Origin of the sequence: Pseudomonas sp. GL-B-26, from assembly GCF_019947405.1 — a bacterium.
In the GTDB taxonomy this organism is placed as follows: domain Bacteria; phylum Pseudomonadota; class Gammaproteobacteria; order Pseudomonadales; family Pseudomonadaceae; genus Aquipseudomonas.
In genome coordinates, this window is record NZ_JAGYGJ010000059.1 from 22,677 (window position 1) to 37,432 (window position 14,756).

Annotated in this window: 18 protein-coding genes and 1 tRNA gene; 7 read left to right on the forward strand and 12 right to left on the reverse strand. The window is 59.0% G+C overall.

Annotated features, from left to right (window positions below; all coding sequences use genetic code 11):
• The first annotated feature begins 12 nt into the window (after nt 1–12).
• The 5 genes from KGB23_RS26885 to KGB23_RS26905 all read left to right on the forward strand — a co-directional run bounded on the left by KGB23_RS26885 (nt 13) and on the right by KGB23_RS26905 (nt 4,351).
• On the forward strand, nt 13–708 hold the full coding sequence (locus KGB23_RS26885) for an ABC transporter permease (RefSeq protein WP_223433231.1): 696 nt from the start codon (nt 13–15) through the stop codon (nt 706–708).
• Nucleotides 705–1,394 carry an ABC transporter permease gene (locus KGB23_RS26890; RefSeq protein ID WP_223433232.1) on the forward strand — a complete coding sequence of 230 codons (690 nt, stop codon included), beginning with the start codon at nt 705–707 and terminating at the stop codon, nt 1,392–1,394. The genes KGB23_RS26885 and KGB23_RS26890 overlap by 4 nt, the downstream gene beginning before the upstream one ends.
• On the forward strand, nt 1,375–2,604 hold the full coding sequence (locus KGB23_RS26895) for a methyltransferase (protein WP_223433233.1): 1,230 nt from the start codon (nt 1,375–1,377) through the stop codon (nt 2,602–2,604). Before KGB23_RS26890 ends, KGB23_RS26895 begins: the two co-directional genes overlap by 20 nt.
• Nucleotides 2,605–2,904: 300 nt before the next feature.
• A complete protein-coding gene (locus tag KGB23_RS26900; protein ID WP_223433234.1) occupies nt 2,905–4,146 on the forward strand; it encodes a nucleoside deaminase in 1,242 nt (413 codons plus the stop codon).
• A 129-nt stretch (nt 4,147–4,275) separates the two neighbouring features.
• Nucleotides 4,276–4,351 (forward strand) — tRNA-Thr (locus tag KGB23_RS26905).
• Nucleotides 4,352–4,429: 78 nt separating this feature from the next.
• On the opposite strand, the gene KGB23_RS26910 is transcribed toward KGB23_RS26905, so the two are convergent.
• The 4 genes from KGB23_RS26910 to KGB23_RS26925 form a co-directional block, all read right to left on the reverse strand.
• Nucleotides 4,430–5,272 (reverse strand): oxidoreductase, encoded by an 843-nt coding sequence (locus KGB23_RS26910; protein WP_223433235.1) that lies wholly within the window; start codon nt 5,270–5,272, stop codon nt 4,430–4,432.
• A 62-nt stretch (nt 5,273–5,334) separates the two neighbouring features.
• On the reverse strand, nt 5,335–6,045 hold the full coding sequence (locus tag KGB23_RS26915; RefSeq protein WP_150656797.1) for an SDR family NAD(P)-dependent oxidoreductase: 711 nt from the start codon (nt 6,043–6,045) through the stop codon (nt 5,335–5,337).
• 43 nt (nt 6,046–6,088) lie between these two features.
• Nucleotides 6,089–6,745, reverse strand: a complete 657-nt coding sequence (locus tag KGB23_RS26920; protein WP_223433236.1) for a DsbA family oxidoreductase — start codon at nt 6,743–6,745, stop codon at nt 6,089–6,091.
• Nucleotides 6,742–6,963, reverse strand: coding sequence for a tautomerase family protein (locus KGB23_RS26925; RefSeq protein ID WP_201184146.1), 222 nt, complete (start codon nt 6,961–6,963; stop codon nt 6,742–6,744). Before KGB23_RS26925 ends, KGB23_RS26920 begins: the two co-directional genes overlap by 4 nt.
• A gap of 221 nt (nt 6,964–7,184) precedes the next feature.
• On the opposite strand from KGB23_RS26925, the gene KGB23_RS26930 reads away from it, so the two are divergent.
• On the forward strand, nt 7,185–7,508 hold the full coding sequence (locus KGB23_RS26930; RefSeq protein ID WP_223433237.1) for a helix-turn-helix domain-containing protein: 324 nt from the start codon (nt 7,185–7,187) through the stop codon (nt 7,506–7,508).
• A gap of 53 nt (nt 7,509–7,561) precedes the next feature.
• Here KGB23_RS26930 and KGB23_RS26935 read toward each other — a convergent pair whose 3' ends face one another.
• A complete protein-coding gene (locus KGB23_RS26935; protein ID WP_223433238.1) occupies nt 7,562–7,747 on the reverse strand; it encodes a hypothetical protein in 186 nt (61 codons plus the stop codon).
• A 326-nt stretch (nt 7,748–8,073) separates the two neighbouring features.
• On the opposite strand from KGB23_RS26935, the gene KGB23_RS26940 reads away from it, so the two are divergent.
• Nucleotides 8,074–8,367 carry a DUF3077 domain-containing protein gene (locus KGB23_RS26940; protein WP_223433239.1) on the forward strand — a complete coding sequence of 98 codons (294 nt, stop codon included), beginning with the start codon at nt 8,074–8,076 and terminating at the stop codon, nt 8,365–8,367.
• Nucleotides 8,368–8,422: 55 nt separating this feature from the next.
• Here the strand turns inward: KGB23_RS26940 and KGB23_RS26945 are convergent, their stop codons facing one another.
• From KGB23_RS26945 to KGB23_RS26975, 7 genes are all read right to left on the reverse strand, one after another.
• On the reverse strand, nt 8,423–9,100 hold the full coding sequence (locus KGB23_RS26945) for an RES family NAD+ phosphorylase (RefSeq protein WP_223433240.1): 678 nt from the start codon (nt 9,098–9,100) through the stop codon (nt 8,423–8,425).
• The gene (locus tag KGB23_RS26950) at nt 9,100–9,510 is read right to left on the reverse strand and encodes an MbcA/ParS/Xre antitoxin family protein (protein ID WP_033058347.1); all 411 of its coding nucleotides are present in this window, start codon (nt 9,508–9,510) and stop codon (nt 9,100–9,102) included. The genes KGB23_RS26945 and KGB23_RS26950 overlap by 1 nt, the downstream gene beginning before the upstream one ends.
• Before the next feature lie 87 nt (nt 9,511–9,597).
• The gene (locus tag KGB23_RS26955) at nt 9,598–10,377 is read right to left on the reverse strand and encodes a DeoR/GlpR family DNA-binding transcription regulator (protein ID WP_223433241.1); all 780 of its coding nucleotides are present in this window, start codon (nt 10,375–10,377) and stop codon (nt 9,598–9,600) included.
• A 55-nt stretch (nt 10,378–10,432) separates the two neighbouring features.
• A complete protein-coding gene (gene pdxA / locus KGB23_RS26960) occupies nt 10,433–11,434 on the reverse strand; it encodes a 4-hydroxythreonine-4-phosphate dehydrogenase PdxA (RefSeq protein WP_056745537.1) in 1,002 nt (333 codons plus the stop codon).
• 5 nt (nt 11,435–11,439) lie between these two features.
• Nucleotides 11,440–12,720: a four-carbon acid sugar kinase family protein gene (locus KGB23_RS26965; RefSeq protein ID WP_223433242.1), complete on the reverse strand. Its 1,281-nt coding sequence runs from the start codon at nt 12,718–12,720 to the stop codon at nt 11,440–11,442.
• Nucleotides 12,717–13,730 (reverse strand): 2-keto-3-deoxygluconate permease, encoded by a 1,014-nt coding sequence (locus tag KGB23_RS26970; RefSeq protein WP_223433243.1) that lies wholly within the window; start codon nt 13,728–13,730, stop codon nt 12,717–12,719. Before KGB23_RS26970 ends, KGB23_RS26965 begins: the two co-directional genes overlap by 4 nt.
• 407 nt (nt 13,731–14,137) lie before the next feature.
• A complete protein-coding gene (locus KGB23_RS26975; RefSeq protein WP_223433244.1) occupies nt 14,138–14,425 on the reverse strand; it encodes a type II toxin-antitoxin system RelB/DinJ family antitoxin in 288 nt (95 codons plus the stop codon).
• Between the last annotated feature and the right edge of the window lie 331 nt (nt 14,426–14,756).

Here is a 14,756-nt window from a genome sequence, read left to right on the forward strand (position 1 = left end):
GAAAAGAAATCCATGACTATCGATCTCTACGGATTCGGCCCGGCGCTCGCCGCTGGCGCGCTGATGACTGTGAAACTGGCACTCTCGGCCTTGTGCCTGGGGCTGGTGCTCGGTCTGCTCGGCGCCTTGGCCAAGACTTCCCCGCACAAGCCACTGCAATGGCTTGGCGGCACTTATTCAACACTGGTTCGCGGCATCCCGGAATTGCTCTGGGTGCTGTTGATCTATTTCGGCACGGTCAACCTGATGCGTGCCCTGGGCGAGTTCTTCGGCAACCCCGACCTCGAACTCAATGCCTTCGCCGCCGGCGTGATTGCGCTGGGGCTGTGCTTCGGCGCCTACGCCACGGAAGTGTTTCGTGGTGCGATTCTGGCGATTCCAAAGGGTCACCGTGAAGCTGGCGTGGCCTTGGGTCTGTCGAAATTCCGTATCTTCACCAAGCTGATCATGCCGCAGATGTGGCGCATCGCCCTGCCCGGCCTGGGCAACCTGTTCATGATCCTGATGAAAGACACCGCGCTGGTATCGGTCATCGGCCTGGAAGAAATCATGCGTCACGCGCAAATCGGCGTGACCATATCCAAGCAGCCGTTCACCTTCTACATGGTGGCCGCGTTCATGTACCTGGGCCTGACGGTTCTCGCCATGACCGGCATGCACTTCATGGAAAAACGCGCCGCTCGCGGCTTCGCGAGGAGCACCCAATGAACTGGGAAGTCATCATCAAGTGGCTGCCGAAACTGGCTCAAGGTGCGACGCTGACCCTGGAACTGGTGGCCATCGCCGTGATCGCCGGGTTGCTGCTGGCGATTCCGCTGGGCATCGCCCGCTCGTCGCGACTCTGGTACGTGCGGGCATTCCCCTACGGCTACATCTTCTTTTTCCGTGGCACGCCGTTGCTGGTTCAGCTGTTCCTGGTCTACTACGGCCTGGCGCAGTTCGATGCGATCCGTAACAGCTCGATGTGGCCGTACCTGCGCGATCCGTTCTGGTGCGCCACCGCGACCATGACTCTGCACACTGCGGCCTACATCGCCGAGATCCTGCGCGGTGCGATCCAGGCGATTCCACCCGGCGAGATCGAAGCGGCGCGCGCCCTGGGCATGTCCCGGGCCAAAGCGCTGGTCTACATCATGCTGCCGCGTGCCGCCCGCATCGGTCTGCCGGCCTACAGCAACGAAGTGATCCTGATGCTCAAGGCCAGCGCCCTGGCCAGCACCGTGACCTTGCTGGAACTGACCGGCATGGCCCGCACCATCATTGCCCGGACCTACCTGCCGGTGGAGATCTTCTTCGCGGCGGGCATGTTCTATCTGTTGATGGCTTACGTGCTGGTTCGCGGCTTCAAGCTGCTGGAGCGCTGGCTGCGCGTCGATGCCTGCCAAGGGCGTTGATTGCTGCGTGCTGACGGGTGAGGCCTTACTCGCCCGTTTCGCGGCGCTGGATGCTTTTCTGATCGAGCATCAGGCGCTGTGGAAGCCTCGGCCGTTTACTCATCTGCAGCTTCCATGGGAAGCGTCTTACCCGGAACTGGCCGAATGGTTACGCGGGCGGTCGCTGGAGGACGCAGAACACGCTCACAACAACCCAGCTCTTTTGGACGCACCGGAGCCGTTTGCCTCATTGGCAGCGATGTCCCTTGAGTTGAGCGCGGTGGATGAATTGCCGGCTCATGCGCTTGAAACGGCGGTTCATCGACTGAATGTCGATGTGCCGGGGCGCAAGTGGCAGCAGATCGAAGCCTTCGCCAGTCGTTTGCAGTTTGCTGATACGCCGAGCCATTGGCTGGACTGGTGTTCGGGCAAAGGCCACTTGGGTCGACGTCTGCTGCAATCCGGACAACAACTGACCTGCCTGGAATACGACCCGGCGCTGGTCGCCAGCGGTCAGGCACTCAGCCAGCATCATCAACTGCATGCGCTGCATGTCGAGCAAGATGTACTCGCTGCGGATGCCGCCTCTTTCTTGAAGTCTGACCACACGCCGGTAGCGCTGCACGCCTGCGGTGATCTGCATGTGCGGCTGATCCAGCTCGCCAGTGCGTCTGGTTGCAAACAACTGGCCATCGCGCCTTGCTGCTACAACCGGATCAGTCTGAGCGAGTATCAGCCGCTTTCCTCGTCGGCCAAGCGCTCCGACCTACAGCTATCCCTCGAAGATCTTTCGCTACCGATGAGCGAAACCGTCACCGCTGGCGCTCGCGTCCGACGTCAACGCGATACTTCCATGGCCCGACGCCTGGCCTTCGACCTGCTCCAGCGGCAATTGCGCGGCATTGACGAATACCTGCCCACCCCTTCGCTGCCCAGTGCCTGGCTGGATAAATCCTTCGCTGATTACTGCCATCATTTGGCCGCGCTTAAAGAGCTATCCACAATCGGCCCGCAGGATTGGTCAGCACTTGAAGCCGCCGGTTGGCAGCGATTGGCCGAAGTGCGCAATCTGGAGCTGTGGCGCGGTCTTTTCCGACGCCCGTTGGAGCTTTGGCTGGTGCTCGATCGGGCACTTTTCCTGTTCGAGCAAGGTTATGCCGTTCGCCTCGGCACCTTCTGCGAAACCCCGCTCACACCGCGTAACTTTCTACTCTTGGCCGAACGCCCTTAAATACGCCCACCCTGTGGATAACTCTGTTGATGGAATTATCGTGGATCCAATAAATACGCCTGTTTCGGGGCTGAAACATCACTGTTCATTTTTCGTACACATGAATAAAAAACCGGAAAAACAGGCATTTGCGAGCAAATTGAGAACCGATCCACAATTGCGCTCTTGACTGAGCTGCCCCAAGTCTGCGTTGTGCATAAGCGTTACGCCAAAAGAACATAAACGACCTGGAAATCCTCAACTATCTTTGCAAAGCGCCAGAATTCTCTGGCATCAGGGACAGCAAGGAGCTGGGAAAACATGAGCACATTGAACAGTGCGCAAGAAGCCGTCGATACCGTCGCCAACCAAGCCATTTACGCTGCACTGCAGCAAACCTTCGCGGTGGGCGGCGCCATCATCAACAACGCGACGGGCGAGGTCATTGCCGCGCTACACAACAACGTGCTGATGCCTTTCCCCGGCAATGGCACCACTTACTTTCTACCCCATGACCCGACCGCCCACGGCGAGCGACAGTTGGTGGACTGGTACTACGAAAATGTCGCGCCATTGAACCTGCCACCGCCCAATCAGTTGACTGTCGTCACCACGCTGGACCCGTGCGCCATGTGCGCTGGTTCACTGCTGACCGCAGGATTTAACGTCGCCGTCAGTGCGATCGATGACTACGCAGGCATCAACTACAACAGCCAGTTCACCTTTCCGTCGCTGCCACCGCAGATCCGCCAACAGGCGCAGGACACCTGGGGTTATTACGCGATTGCGGCGCCTGTCAGCCGGGCTTATCAAGGTTCGACCAGCCCGGTATTCGGCGGCCAGACCATCGACTCGGCGGCTTACTTCCTCACCAGCTCGATCTTCTCCGCCAGCGTCAACACCGTACGCGAGGCCAGCAACAACAGCGGCCTGCCACCGGATCAACTGCAAAACCCGGCAAACCTTCCGGCCAACAGCAAAGTGCGCCAGGCACTGACCGCGCTCAGCCCGTTTGCGCTGACCGTGCAATCGGCCAACCCACGCGACCCCGGCGAAGAACTCGCCACGCCACTGTTACAAACCGCACAGCACAGCCCGGTGTTCAACTCGGTAGCCCTCATCGATCCGTTCGGCAACCTGCTGGTGTGCCTGGGTGGCGTCGAGAACCAGTCGCCGATTCGTACAGCGTTCATGGAGACCACCCGCAACTACGCGGTCATGCGCTGGACCCTGATGAACGACCCCGACCCGGCGGTTCGCGCCCAGGCCGAGCAATACCTGACACATCCAAAGTACGGCACCTTCGTCTTCCTCTATGCACCCGATCCCACCACACCGCAGGCCGTGATGACCTTCGGCGCGTACGGTTCGACCATGGAAGGCCCTGTGCCACAAAGCTATCCGTCCAATCTGCAATATGTATTGTTGCCGGGCAACACCACCGCCCAAGCGTTATCGACACTGGCCCAGAACCTGCCGCCGTTCTACACGCAAAGCGTGCAAGTGGCGCCCGCGCAGGTGCTGAGTCAGGACCTGATCAACGCGGTTAAAAACGGCGTGTAAGGGGCTAAAGCAATTGCACCGGTCGGCCCCGCAGAAGCATCCGCGGGGCCCGCCTGACGCCTGCGCAAAAATAGTCTGAATTCAGGGGTTTACAGAACCAACCCAATCGCTATAATCGTCGCCCAACACGCCGGTATAGCTCAGTTGGTAGAGCAACTGACTTGTAATCAGTAGGTCCCGGGTTCGACTCCTGGTGCCGGCACCATACAAAACAAAGCCCTCGTAGAAATACGAGGGCTTTGTTGTTTCCGGGGTTTGAGTTTCTATGCCCCGAGGGTTTCGATCAGTCGAACTCCGTCGATTCCGAAAGGTGCTCCCAAACGTCAATTTCCGCCTGAAGACGGGCAATCTTTTCGCGCACCAGCCTCACAGCATCCTTACCCAGTAACAGATGAACCGGCGGCTTTTCAGCAGCCACCAGGGTCAACAACGCCTGCGCCGCTTTGTGCGGATCGCCGGCCTGCTTGCCACTCTTTTCTTCACGCGCCTTGCGGACCGGATCGAACACCGCGTCGTACTCACTCAACGTGCGACCCGAACGGATCATCGAGCGGCCTGCCCATTCGGTACGAAACGAGCCCGGCGCCAGGGCGGTCACGTGTATGCCCAGACTTTCCACTTCTTTGGCCAGCGCTTCACTCACGCCTTCGAGGGCGAATTTGCTGCCGCTGTAGTAGGCGATGCCCGGCAACGTGATGAAGCCGGCCATGGAGGTGACGTTGACGATATGCCCGCTGCGCCGCTCACGCATACCGGGCAGAACCGCCTTGATCATTGCCACCGAGCCAAACACATTAACGTCGAACTGGCGCCGCATCTCCGTCAGAGGTGACTCTTCGAGGATGCCCTCATGACCATAACCGGCGTTGTTCACCAACACATCGATCTGGCCCACCTCGCGCAGAATATCGGCCACCAGCGGCTCGATCGCCGGAAAATCGGTGACATCGAGCACGAACGCTTTAGCGCGATGGGCGTCCAGCGCTTCGAACGCAGCACGCTCAGATTCGCGCCGCACCGTCCCCACCACCGTGTGCCCAGCCGCCAGCGCTGCTTGCGAAAAAGCCAGGCCGAAGCCTGAACTGACCCCGGTGATCAGGAAAACCTTGTGAACGTGGATGGTCATGGTGCGCTCTCCAATGAAAACGCCGTCGACTTTGATCGACGGCGCTTCTGACAAGTCAGGTCTTAGTGACCCGCGCTCTGACCACCATCAACGTGCAGGATCTCGCCAGTAACAAAGTTGGCGCTGTCCAGATACACGACGGCCTGAGCAATGTCGCTGATTTCGCCCATGCGCCCGACCGGGTGCAGATTACCCAGCGCTTCATGGGTTTCTTCGCCGTGCATCGGGGTCTTGATGATGCCGGGGCTGACCGCGTTCACACGAATACCGCGTTTGGCGTATTCGATGGCCAGGGATTTTGTCGCCGCGTTCAGGCCACCTTTGGTCAAAGATGCCAGTACCGACGGCACGCCGTCGATGGCGTGGTCCACCAGGCTGGTGGTGATGTTGACGACGTGGCCGCTGCCTTGTTTTTCCATCTCGGTGATCGCGAGTTGGGTGATGTAGAAGAAGCCATTCAGGTTTACCGACAACACGGCGGCGTAGTCTTCCGGGGTGTAAGCGGTGAACGGTTTGGCAACGAAGATCCCGGCGTTGTTGACCAGGGTGTCGATGCGGCCAAAACGTGCGATGGCTTCACGGATAACTTGCTGGGCGACTTCCGGGTTGCCGATGTCGCCCGCCACGGTGAGGATGTCCGGATCGGTGGACGGTTTGATCGAACGCGAAGTGGCGACAACTTTGTAATCCAGATCACGGAACGCCTTGACCATGCCTGCGCCGAGACCTTGGGAGGCGCCAGTAATAACGATGACTTTCTTCGAATTGCTCATGATGAACCTCAACTAATAAATGATGGTTTGAAAAAGTAAGTAATCAGGCTTCGGCGGGGGCCTTCGCCATTTGTCTCAACATCTGTTCGTAGTACTCGACCGACTGCGAACCGGACACCAGGTGACGACCGTTCAGCACCATGGCCGGAACCGAATTGATGCCGCGCTGGCGGTAAAACTCTTCAAGCTCACGCACTTCTTTGGCGAACGCTCCGGACACCAACACCTCTTGAGCCGCCGCCGCATCCAGTCCCGCTTCAACAGCCAGACCAACCAGCGTCTCGCGATCGCTCGGGTTCTGGCCGTCGGTGAAATAAGCGCGCAGCAGGATTTTCTTTAGTGCGACCTGCCGCCCTTCCTGCAACGCCCACATCAACAACCGGTGAGCATCAAACGTGTTGTAGAAGTGGCTGCGCTTCTCCAGATCGAACTTGAAACCGATGGCCTCACCGCGAGCGATCTGCATCGCTTTGCCGGCGACGACGTCTTCGGCGGTTCGTCCATATTTACGCATCAAGTGCTCAACCGCTTTTTCGCCGACTGCCGGCATGTCCGGGTTCAACTCGAAGGGCTTGTAGGTCAGCTCCACCGAAACTTCACCCGCCACGTTCTCGATCGCCTGCTCCAGCGCGGTCGCACCCAGCGCGCACCACGGGCACACCACGTCGGAGATGAAATCGATGGAGACGGTCGCGGTCATGACTTGTCCTCCGCCTCTGCCAGTTGCCTGCGGTACTGGGTGGTGGTGATGCCGGCGTAACCCCAGTTATCGGTGTCGACTTCTTCGATCACGATGTGGGTCAGGTGTGGGTCCTTGTTGAGGACGCGTTCCAGGGTTTCAGTGATTTCGGCGATCACCTGAGCTTTCTGCTCAGAGGTAACGCCATCGCGGGTGATGCGTACGCTTACGAAAGGCATGAGGAATCTCCAAGTGACCTTCCCTTCGGAATGAATGGGTAGGCGTTGGAGCTCAATGTAGGGGGTTAGCTGGAGGGGATAAAGGTGGGGGCGGGAACATCATTAGTTACGTGGTGTAATGGGTTTTGCCTCGCAGAGACAATACGTTTGCATCAAAAACGATCAATCGACTAGCCTGCATTTATCGCAAATTTTAGATAACTCAAAGGAGGGAGGCGTTCATGGCAGTTCAATTTTTCGACAGCCCATTCCATGCCACGCATGACAGCGAAGTCGCTAGCAAAATCGCGCTGAAGATGGAGTTATCGATATTCATCACTGACTGCATCAAAACCCAGGGCCTCAAACAGAGTGAGGCCGCGACCAGGTTGAACGTGACCCAATCACGCGTTTCAGAGCTCACCACTGGCAAGATCGAGAAATTTACGATCGATGCAATGTTGGACATGCTGGATAAACTCGGCTTTCGAACGACTTTTACCTTGCCGTCCAACGATGGCGGGGCTTTGCCTCAGATCGTAATTTCACAAGCTAACGCCTGCTAGACGTTGTGCGATTTTGCAGTAGGACCCAGCCCCTTCTGATGTAGTCCGTCTTGTTACGTGTCGCTTTTTTTCACTTTCAGCGACACGTTATTAGAACGTGTCGCTGACGACGACATGTGCGAGTCGATGCGTTCCTTCGTTAACGGCCTCCCCTCAGCGATTCGAAGCGCTTGGCTCTCATTCATTTCGCGTACAGATTCCAGCAAATCCTTTTGAAACTTATCCAATTCAATGTCCATTCCTGATGTCTCCTTCAGCAAGTCGGCAAGGCCATCAGCACGCCTTCTTCAAATTATGAAAATTATGACTGACCAATAATTATTGCCCAGCCATAAAAATCACTAAAACCCTTCAACCCACGCCACCACCTAGCCACGATTGCGCATCCTCCCCCCTCCAGCTACCTTCAACCCGTCGCTGCCAATTCAGCGACCGGGCCTGAGAACTCGAATTCGATGCAGAAACCAATCGGAGTTCTCCTTATGCATGCCCGCAATCCATTCAAAATTTTCGCTACTGCTACACCGGGTCACGCCCACCACCGCCCAAAAACTGGAGGTGCCCAATGACCAACCCCCAAGACCTGAAAACCATCGGCCTCACCCCTTTCTCCTACCACGACAACCAACCGCTGTTCCGCATCAACGCCGGCGTCCCGGTCATCCAGGCCCTCTCCCACGCCTCCGACCTGCTCCACATCGCCAAACTTCTCGCATCTGACGCCGCCATGGTTCGTGACACCGACCGGCATGCCTGGGCGTCGCATTTTTTGCAGGATATGAGTAAGGCGATCATCGATGACGTAGCGAAAGTGCTCGATGCACCGGGTAACAACCGAGCCAGTAACGTCGCGCCATAAACAAATCGCACGTATGAAAGAGCCCCGAATCAATCGGGGCTTTTTAGTTTCCGGCTCACACCTCGCTGACCTCAAACACAAACGAAATCTTCCGACTGCTCGCACTCCACACATAACGTATGTGCTTGCCTTGCTTCGGAATCGAGACGGCCGGCGGCCGAAACGCAGCGACACATTCATGCCCAGGCAGCCGAACGCTGTTGTAAAGCAGCCCCCATGACAAGGTTTCACGCAGCTGCCGGGCAAAGGCTTGTGACGGCCCGTAAGCGTCAGGATCCGGGTTGTGCAGCCCGGGGTAGTGTTGGCGAACGTCGTGCATCGGTTTAACGACTTTGTTGACGTAGGTGCGCAGGGTCAACTCGATGTCCGGCTCGTTGGTCGCGGCCAGGAAGCGTTCCTGGTGATAGCTCGTTTCGGCGATGGCGGCGGCCTGGCTGCTGGCGGCGTAGTAGACGCCGTAGGTGCCGTCGGTGAAGCGGCTGGTTTTGCCGATGTGGGTGAACGCGGCCATGACCGGTGATGAGCCGGGGCCGGAGATTCGGTCTTCGGGCAGCACGCGGGAGAGCACGCCGGCTTCTTGGGCCAACCGGTCGTTGGTCAGGGCTTCCAGGGCGTAGGCGGTTTGTAGGTCTTCGGGGTCGAGCACGTCTTCAAACAAGGTGATCGGGGGGAACGCGCTGTTGATCATCCGGTAAGCACGGTTCCACTCGGGGAGTACCACTTCCGGGGCCATCAGCCGCGGACGCCATCGAGGTAGCGACGCACGTCAGCGATGTCCACCACCCGGCCGGCCAGCATATAGCTCAAGGCGGATTGACCATTGAACGGCGCGGCGGTGTTCGGACTGCTGACCCATTTGTAGGCGCGGTCGCGGTTGTTGCTGAAGATGATGCTCAGGGCTTTGTGGATGCCCATCAGGTAGGAGATGCGCTCCAGGGTGTCGTGCGGGAGACGCACATTGGGCGGCAGGTGTTTGTATTTATAGAAGGTGGTGTTGCCGACTTTGCCCAGCAGCGTGCGCTGTTCTTCGGCGGTGCAGCCCCAACGCTCCATCAGGTTGAAGAAGAACTTGAGCGCCACACGGCCGGCTTCCGGGGTGTCGAGCTCTTGGGGAGCTGTGCGCACGGGGGATGAAGTGGCCATTGGAAGGACTCCTTCGGGCAAAGGGTTGTGCCTTCAGAGTAGTACAGATCCGAACATATTTTAAATTTTTGTTCGCTTGCGGATTGACTAAGGCTTATCGACGATCACGGTTTCCACAGTGATTTGCTGAATCGCCCGAAACGGCGCCAGTGCCGCTTCATCGGCCGTGGCACCGGTAATCAACCGCCATTCCCGCTCAATCGGCGTCCAATGCTGTTGCCGCGCGCGACCGAGTTTGTCGGTATCTGCCAGCACCACAATTTGCGCCGCCCGTTTGATGATGCATTCCTTCAGATACGCCTGCTGCGCACTCGCTTCGCATAAACCAAACTCGGCAACCACGCCGTCAGCACCGAGGAAGGCTTTGTCGACACTCAACCGGCTCAATGTCAGCTCTGCCAACGGCCCCAACGTGCTCATGCTCGAACCGCGCAGATCGCCGCCGATCAAGGTCAGCCGCACGCCCGGCGCATTGGCCAGGGTCATCACGGCCAGCAAGTTGTTGGTGACCACATGCACGTCTTGTCGCGAGCACAGATGATGGGCCAGTGCGGCGCAGGTGGTGCCGCCGTCGAGCAGCACGGTGTCGCCGTCCTGAACATGAGCCGCGGCCGCTTGGGCGATGGCGTCTTTCTGCTCCCACTGGCTGGTCTTGCGCTCTTCCAGCGAAGCTTCCGGCTCATGCACGCCAACCACCGCGGTGGCGCCGCCATAGGTGCGGACCAGATGCCGCTGTTTGGCGAGCATGGTCAGGTCGCGCCGCACCGTCGCTTCCGAGACCCCGAGCGCCGCGCTCAATTGCTCGACGTTGGCATCGCCAATACGCACGAGATCGAGGATGGCGCGGTGGCGTTCGGATGCTTTCATGGCGGGTCTCGTTGTGTGGACGGTGGTCGATCTTACACGACAGCGTCCCTGCGACTCATCCCCGTCGCGTGGCAAGCTCCGCACCCTGGCGCAACGCTTCGAGCAGGCTGCGTTCATCGGCAATGCCCTTGCCGGCGATATCAAAAGCGGTGCCGTGGTCGACCGACGTACGGATCACGTCCAGGCCGACGGTCACGTTCACGCCCGCTTCAAGTCCCAGCACTTTGACCGGGCCGTGGCCCTGGTCGTGATACATCGCCACCACCAGATCGAAGTCGCCGCGTCCGGCGCGGAAGAATAGCGTGTCGGCGGGCAGTGGGCCCGTCACGTCGAGGCCGCGTTCCTGCAACAGCTTCACCGCCGGGATGATTTTTTCTTCTTCTTCGCCATAGCCGAACAAACCGTTTTCGCCGGCATGAGGATTGATCCCGCACACGCCGATACGCGGCTTGGCGATGCCGGCCTTGATCAGCGTCGCGTTGCCGCGCTCGATCGTGCGCTGAACCAGGCCCGGCTCGATCTTGCGGATCGCGTCGATGATGCCGATGTGAGTCGTGACGTGAATCACCCGCAGTTGCGGCGCCACCAGCATCATCGACACTTCGTCGACGTTGGTCAGGTGCGCGAGCATTTCGGTATGGCCCGGGTACTTATGGCCGCCGGCGTGCAGCGCTTCCTTGTTCAACGGCGCGGTGCAAATCGCATCGATCTGTTTGGCCTGCGCCAGCTCGACGGCACGGGCGATGTATTGATAAGCAGCGTCACCGGCGATGGGCGACAGTTCGCCAAACGGCAGGTCGTCGGGGATCAGGTCGAGGTCGATGCAGTCAATGGTGCCGGCCTCGTACAACGCCTGAGAGGCGTCCTCGATGCGGCGCACTTTGGCGCTGCCGCCGACGATGACATTGGCCTGCTCAAGACGACGGGCATCGCCAATCACCAGCGGCCGGCATTGTTGATAGACGACGTCATGAGTCAGGCTCTTGACGATGATTTCCGGACCGACGCCAGTGGCGTCACCCATGGTGATGCCGATGATGGGAAGGTAGTTGCTCATAGTGTTCATTCGAGTCCTTGGATTCGTGTGCGTTTGGGCGGGGAGCGATCGGCGCTATCGCTCAGGTGTTGCCATGCCGCGTACAACGCGTGATCGGTGCCGAACGCGCCCGCCTTGGTAACAATTGCGGGACGATGGCCTTGCCGGGAAACGGTCGGGCGAGCGAAGGCGACGCCGGCTTCGATTTCCGTCAGCAATTGCAGGCTGTCGATCCCGACGGTGGTCAATATGGCCCGCGCCGTCTCGCCGCCCGTGGCAATCAGGCCACCGACCTTGGAGAAATGCGGTTCTACCAGCACAGCCAGCATGGCCGAGAGTTTCGCGCCTTCCTGGGGATCGAACGCCTCATCGCGGCCGATACGCAGCAGCAGGTCGCTCCATCCGTCCAGTTGCTCGCCGATGCGCGCCTGCCAGATTGCCCAATCGCCGTGAGTTGTGCCTTGACGAAGGACCTCCGGCGGGACGACCAATTCGCTGACTCCGCCACGCTCCTTGAGCAGTGCGCATTGCCGCTCGCAGACACCGGAGAGGCTGCCGACGAGTATCAGAATCGGCGCCTGATTTTTTTCGACGGCATCGGGTTCGATGGCTGCGAAGCGTACTTCGGAGAAATCAGGAAGGCTGGCTATTTCCCGCGCAAGGCCACCCGAACCGATCCAGAACAGTGGCTGGTCCATCGACGCGGTCAGGCGAGCGAGGGTTAGCAGGTCGTCTTCGGTTTGCGCATCGACGATCAACGCCTGCGTGCCGCTGCGGGCGACTTCGGCAATGTGCTGCGCGAGCGCTTCTTCATTGCCGCGCAAGGTTTCAAGATCCAGCTTCGCAGTGGTCAGGCCTGCGGTGACAAGCATCGCTTCAACATCGGCCGGACGGTCAGCGTTTTCCAGTTTCCAAGTATCGGTGGTTTCCAGCGGCTGGCCGTTTACAAACACCCGACCGCCGCGCAACGTGCGCCCGGTCGCGGGAAACGCCGGGGCCACAATGGCCAGCCCCGCCAACGGTTGCAGGGCGGCGACTTCAGCCGCCCAGTTGCCGCGCAAGGTCGAATCGATTTTCTTGTACAGCCGCTGCCCAGGCTGATGCAGTGCCTTGAACGCGGCGACGGTACGCTCGGCAGCCTGCGCCGGTGAGAGGCGCCGAGTGTCCGTATCAGCGGCAATCACCTGAGCGTCCGCTTTGTCATTCAGAGGGTCGAGTGTCACGACCGTTTGCAGCCCCGCGCTCGCAAAGCCGATGGCGCAATCTGCCGCGCCCGACAGATCGTCTGCGATGATCAACATCCTCATCGCAAGGCCTCCTGCTTTTGACGTTCGAGCTCCGGCTTGGGAGCGACGATGGGGTTGCGCTGCTGCACGCGCTTGGCGACGGCGGCGGTGAGCAGCGGCGCGAGAATCGCGGTGACCACGACGCAGGCGGCCACCAGAATGGTCGCGCTCTTGGCTGCTTCGGCGTACACCGGATTGGCTGCCGCGATCAGCGCAGGGACGGCGGCGGCATTCCCGGCGGTGGTGGCTGCTGCAACACCGGCGACGCCAGTGCCGCCGGTCAAACGGTCAGCGAAGAACAGCGGGATACCCGTCAAAACGACGACCGCAACACCCATGCCGAGACCCAGCAAACCGGCCTGCCAGACGTTATGCAAGTCCAGGCTGGCACCGAGTGCCAGGGCGAAGAACGGGATCATCACCGGGACAGCCTTGGCCAGAAAGTCGCGCATGTCACGGTCGAGATTGCCCAACAGCATGCCGAGCGCCAGTGGCAGGATGCTGCCCACCAGCGTCGGCCAGGGGAATGCCGACAGGCCAGCGATACCCAAAGTGACCATCGTCAGAAAAGGACCGGACTCCAGCGACATGACCGAGTAGGCGCCGACGTCTTCGGAGCGACCGTACTGCCCCATCAGCGCCATATATAAGCCGCCGTTGGTGTCGTTCATCGCGGCGACCACCGCCAGCGTTGAAATACCGGCGAAGAGTCCCGAGGAAATCGGCTGCTCGCCCAGGAAGTGCCCGAGCACAATACCAATGAGGACGGCGATGCCGACTTTCGTCGCGAGCAATGTGCCGCCCTTTTTGAGCAGGTAAGGCGTGGCTTTGATATTGATACTCGCGCCCATGCAGACGTAGAACACCGCGAGGATCGGCAGTGCCCCGGTGAACAGTGCATTGGTGAATGAGCCGAAAAACTTAGGCGTGTCGGGCAGGAAGGTTGCCACCAGCGAGCCAATCAGCAGGGGCACGATCATCATGCCGCCCGGTATGCGCTCAATGGTGCGTTTGATAGGAAATTGGGCCACGAGGGTCTCCTTTTATAATTGTTGGGTAAGACGTGCATCACCTCGAAACTGACTGAACCGATCATTTTCTGATTGTTTCAGTCAAATTTATCTTAGGCCTTCCGTTTAATTTGCGCAAACCAATCATTCAAATGATCGTTTCGATCATTCGTAGCGGAGGATCCGGGCTGTGCCGGGCGGCTCGAATCGCCAGGTGGCGCAAGCCAGAGCCCTGCAGCGCCCACAAAAAAGCCCCGAACCAGTCGGGGCTTGTGTTGAGAGGCGCTACTTGAACCGTTCGGAATGACTTCCGAGATCAACAAATGTGATCAGATCGGAGCGCGTGTACTCATAAATCATCAAGAATCTGAAGCACTTCATTCATGTCACGGCTTCCGGGCTAATGTTTGTGCACACTGTTGGGCAGCTCAGCGCGCTTTTGCTTTTTTTCCGGTTTCGCCATCAGCGTCCCTCAGCATGTCGTCTATCGAGTCGAACCGCTGGCGAATGCCTCGTGCTTCCATCATGGCGCGGGCCGTTTTCTCCGAGGGGACGCGCACCTCAAACGGGAGGCCCTGAGTTGCTACAACCTGACGAAGAAAAAGACGCATGGCATCACTGATGCTCAGGCCGCAAGCACTCAAGACCTCAGTAGCCTGCGCCTTCAAATCCTCATCAATGCGGCAACGCACTGTAGTTTTCAGCAATATGCCCATGGTAGTAACCAAAATCAGCTGGATTTTCTCGCCCAGTATTTCAACTATTTAAGCTCGCGATGAATATCAGCCTGATCCCTTTCCTACTCGAGAACCGTCCTGGTTCAACGCAGGAAATAGCTGAGAGCGTTGAGCTCTAAATCGCGCCCACAAAAAAGCCCCGAACCAGTCGGCAATGCTGTTCACTAAAGCCGTAATGCGATCTGTAATTGAATGGACTCGCCCAAGCCGAGGCGTCTGTGCGCCACGGTGGCATTCTTATAGAAGCCAACGACAGCGAGGGCGAGGCCATGAAAAAGCATACGACGATCAATCAGTCTTTGTCAGCCGA

Excerpts from the sequence above, each read along its gene's own strand:
- KGB23_RS26915 (WP_150656797.1), bottom strand. The coding sequence starts at position 6,045 with ATGAGCAATTCGAAGAAAGTCATCGTTATTACTGGCGCCTCCCAAGGT.
- KGB23_RS26935 (WP_223433238.1), bottom strand. The coding sequence starts at position 7,747 with ATGGACATTGAATTGGATAAGTTTCAAAAGGATTTGCTGGAATCTGTA.
- KGB23_RS26955 (WP_223433241.1), bottom strand. The coding sequence starts at position 10,377 with ATGAAAGCATCCGAACGCCACCGCGCCATCCTCGATCTCGTGCGTATT.
- KGB23_RS26965 (WP_223433242.1), bottom strand. The coding sequence starts at position 12,720 with ATGAGGATGTTGATCATCGCAGACGATCTGTCGGGCGCGGCAGATTGC.
- KGB23_RS26950 (WP_033058347.1), bottom strand. The coding sequence starts at position 9,510 with ATGGCCACTTCATCCCCCGTGCGCACAGCTCCCCAAGAGCTCGACACC.
- KGB23_RS26885 (WP_223433231.1), top strand. The coding sequence starts at position 13 with ATGACTATCGATCTCTACGGATTCGGCCCGGCGCTCGCCGCTGGCGCG.
- KGB23_RS26925 (WP_201184146.1), bottom strand. The coding sequence starts at position 6,963 with ATGCCTTTCGTAAGCGTACGCATCACCCGCGATGGCGTTACCTCTGAG.
- KGB23_RS26940 (WP_223433239.1), top strand. The coding sequence starts at position 8,074 with ATGACCAACCCCCAAGACCTGAAAACCATCGGCCTCACCCCTTTCTCC.
- KGB23_RS26910 (WP_223433235.1), bottom strand. The coding sequence starts at position 5,272 with ATGACCATCCACGTTCACAAGGTTTTCCTGATCACCGGGGTCAGTTCA.
- KGB23_RS26930 (WP_223433237.1), top strand. The coding sequence starts at position 7,185 with ATGGCAGTTCAATTTTTCGACAGCCCATTCCATGCCACGCATGACAGC.
- KGB23_RS26920 (WP_223433236.1), bottom strand. The coding sequence starts at position 6,745 with ATGACCGCGACCGTCTCCATCGATTTCATCTCCGACGTGGTGTGCCCG.
- KGB23_RS26975 (WP_223433244.1), bottom strand. The coding sequence starts at position 14,425 with ATGGGCATATTGCTGAAAACTACAGTGCGTTGCCGCATTGATGAGGAT.
- pdxA (WP_056745537.1), bottom strand. The coding sequence starts at position 11,434 with ATGAGCAACTACCTTCCCATCATCGGCATCACCATGGGTGACGCCACT.
- KGB23_RS26895 (WP_223433233.1), top strand. The coding sequence starts at position 1,375 with ATGCCTGCCAAGGGCGTTGATTGCTGCGTGCTGACGGGTGAGGCCTTA.
- KGB23_RS26945 (WP_223433240.1), bottom strand. The coding sequence starts at position 9,100 with ATGGCCCCGGAAGTGGTACTCCCCGAGTGGAACCGTGCTTACCGGATG.
- KGB23_RS26900 (WP_223433234.1), top strand. The coding sequence starts at position 2,905 with ATGAGCACATTGAACAGTGCGCAAGAAGCCGTCGATACCGTCGCCAAC.
- KGB23_RS26890 (WP_223433232.1), top strand. The coding sequence starts at position 705 with ATGAACTGGGAAGTCATCATCAAGTGGCTGCCGAAACTGGCTCAAGGT.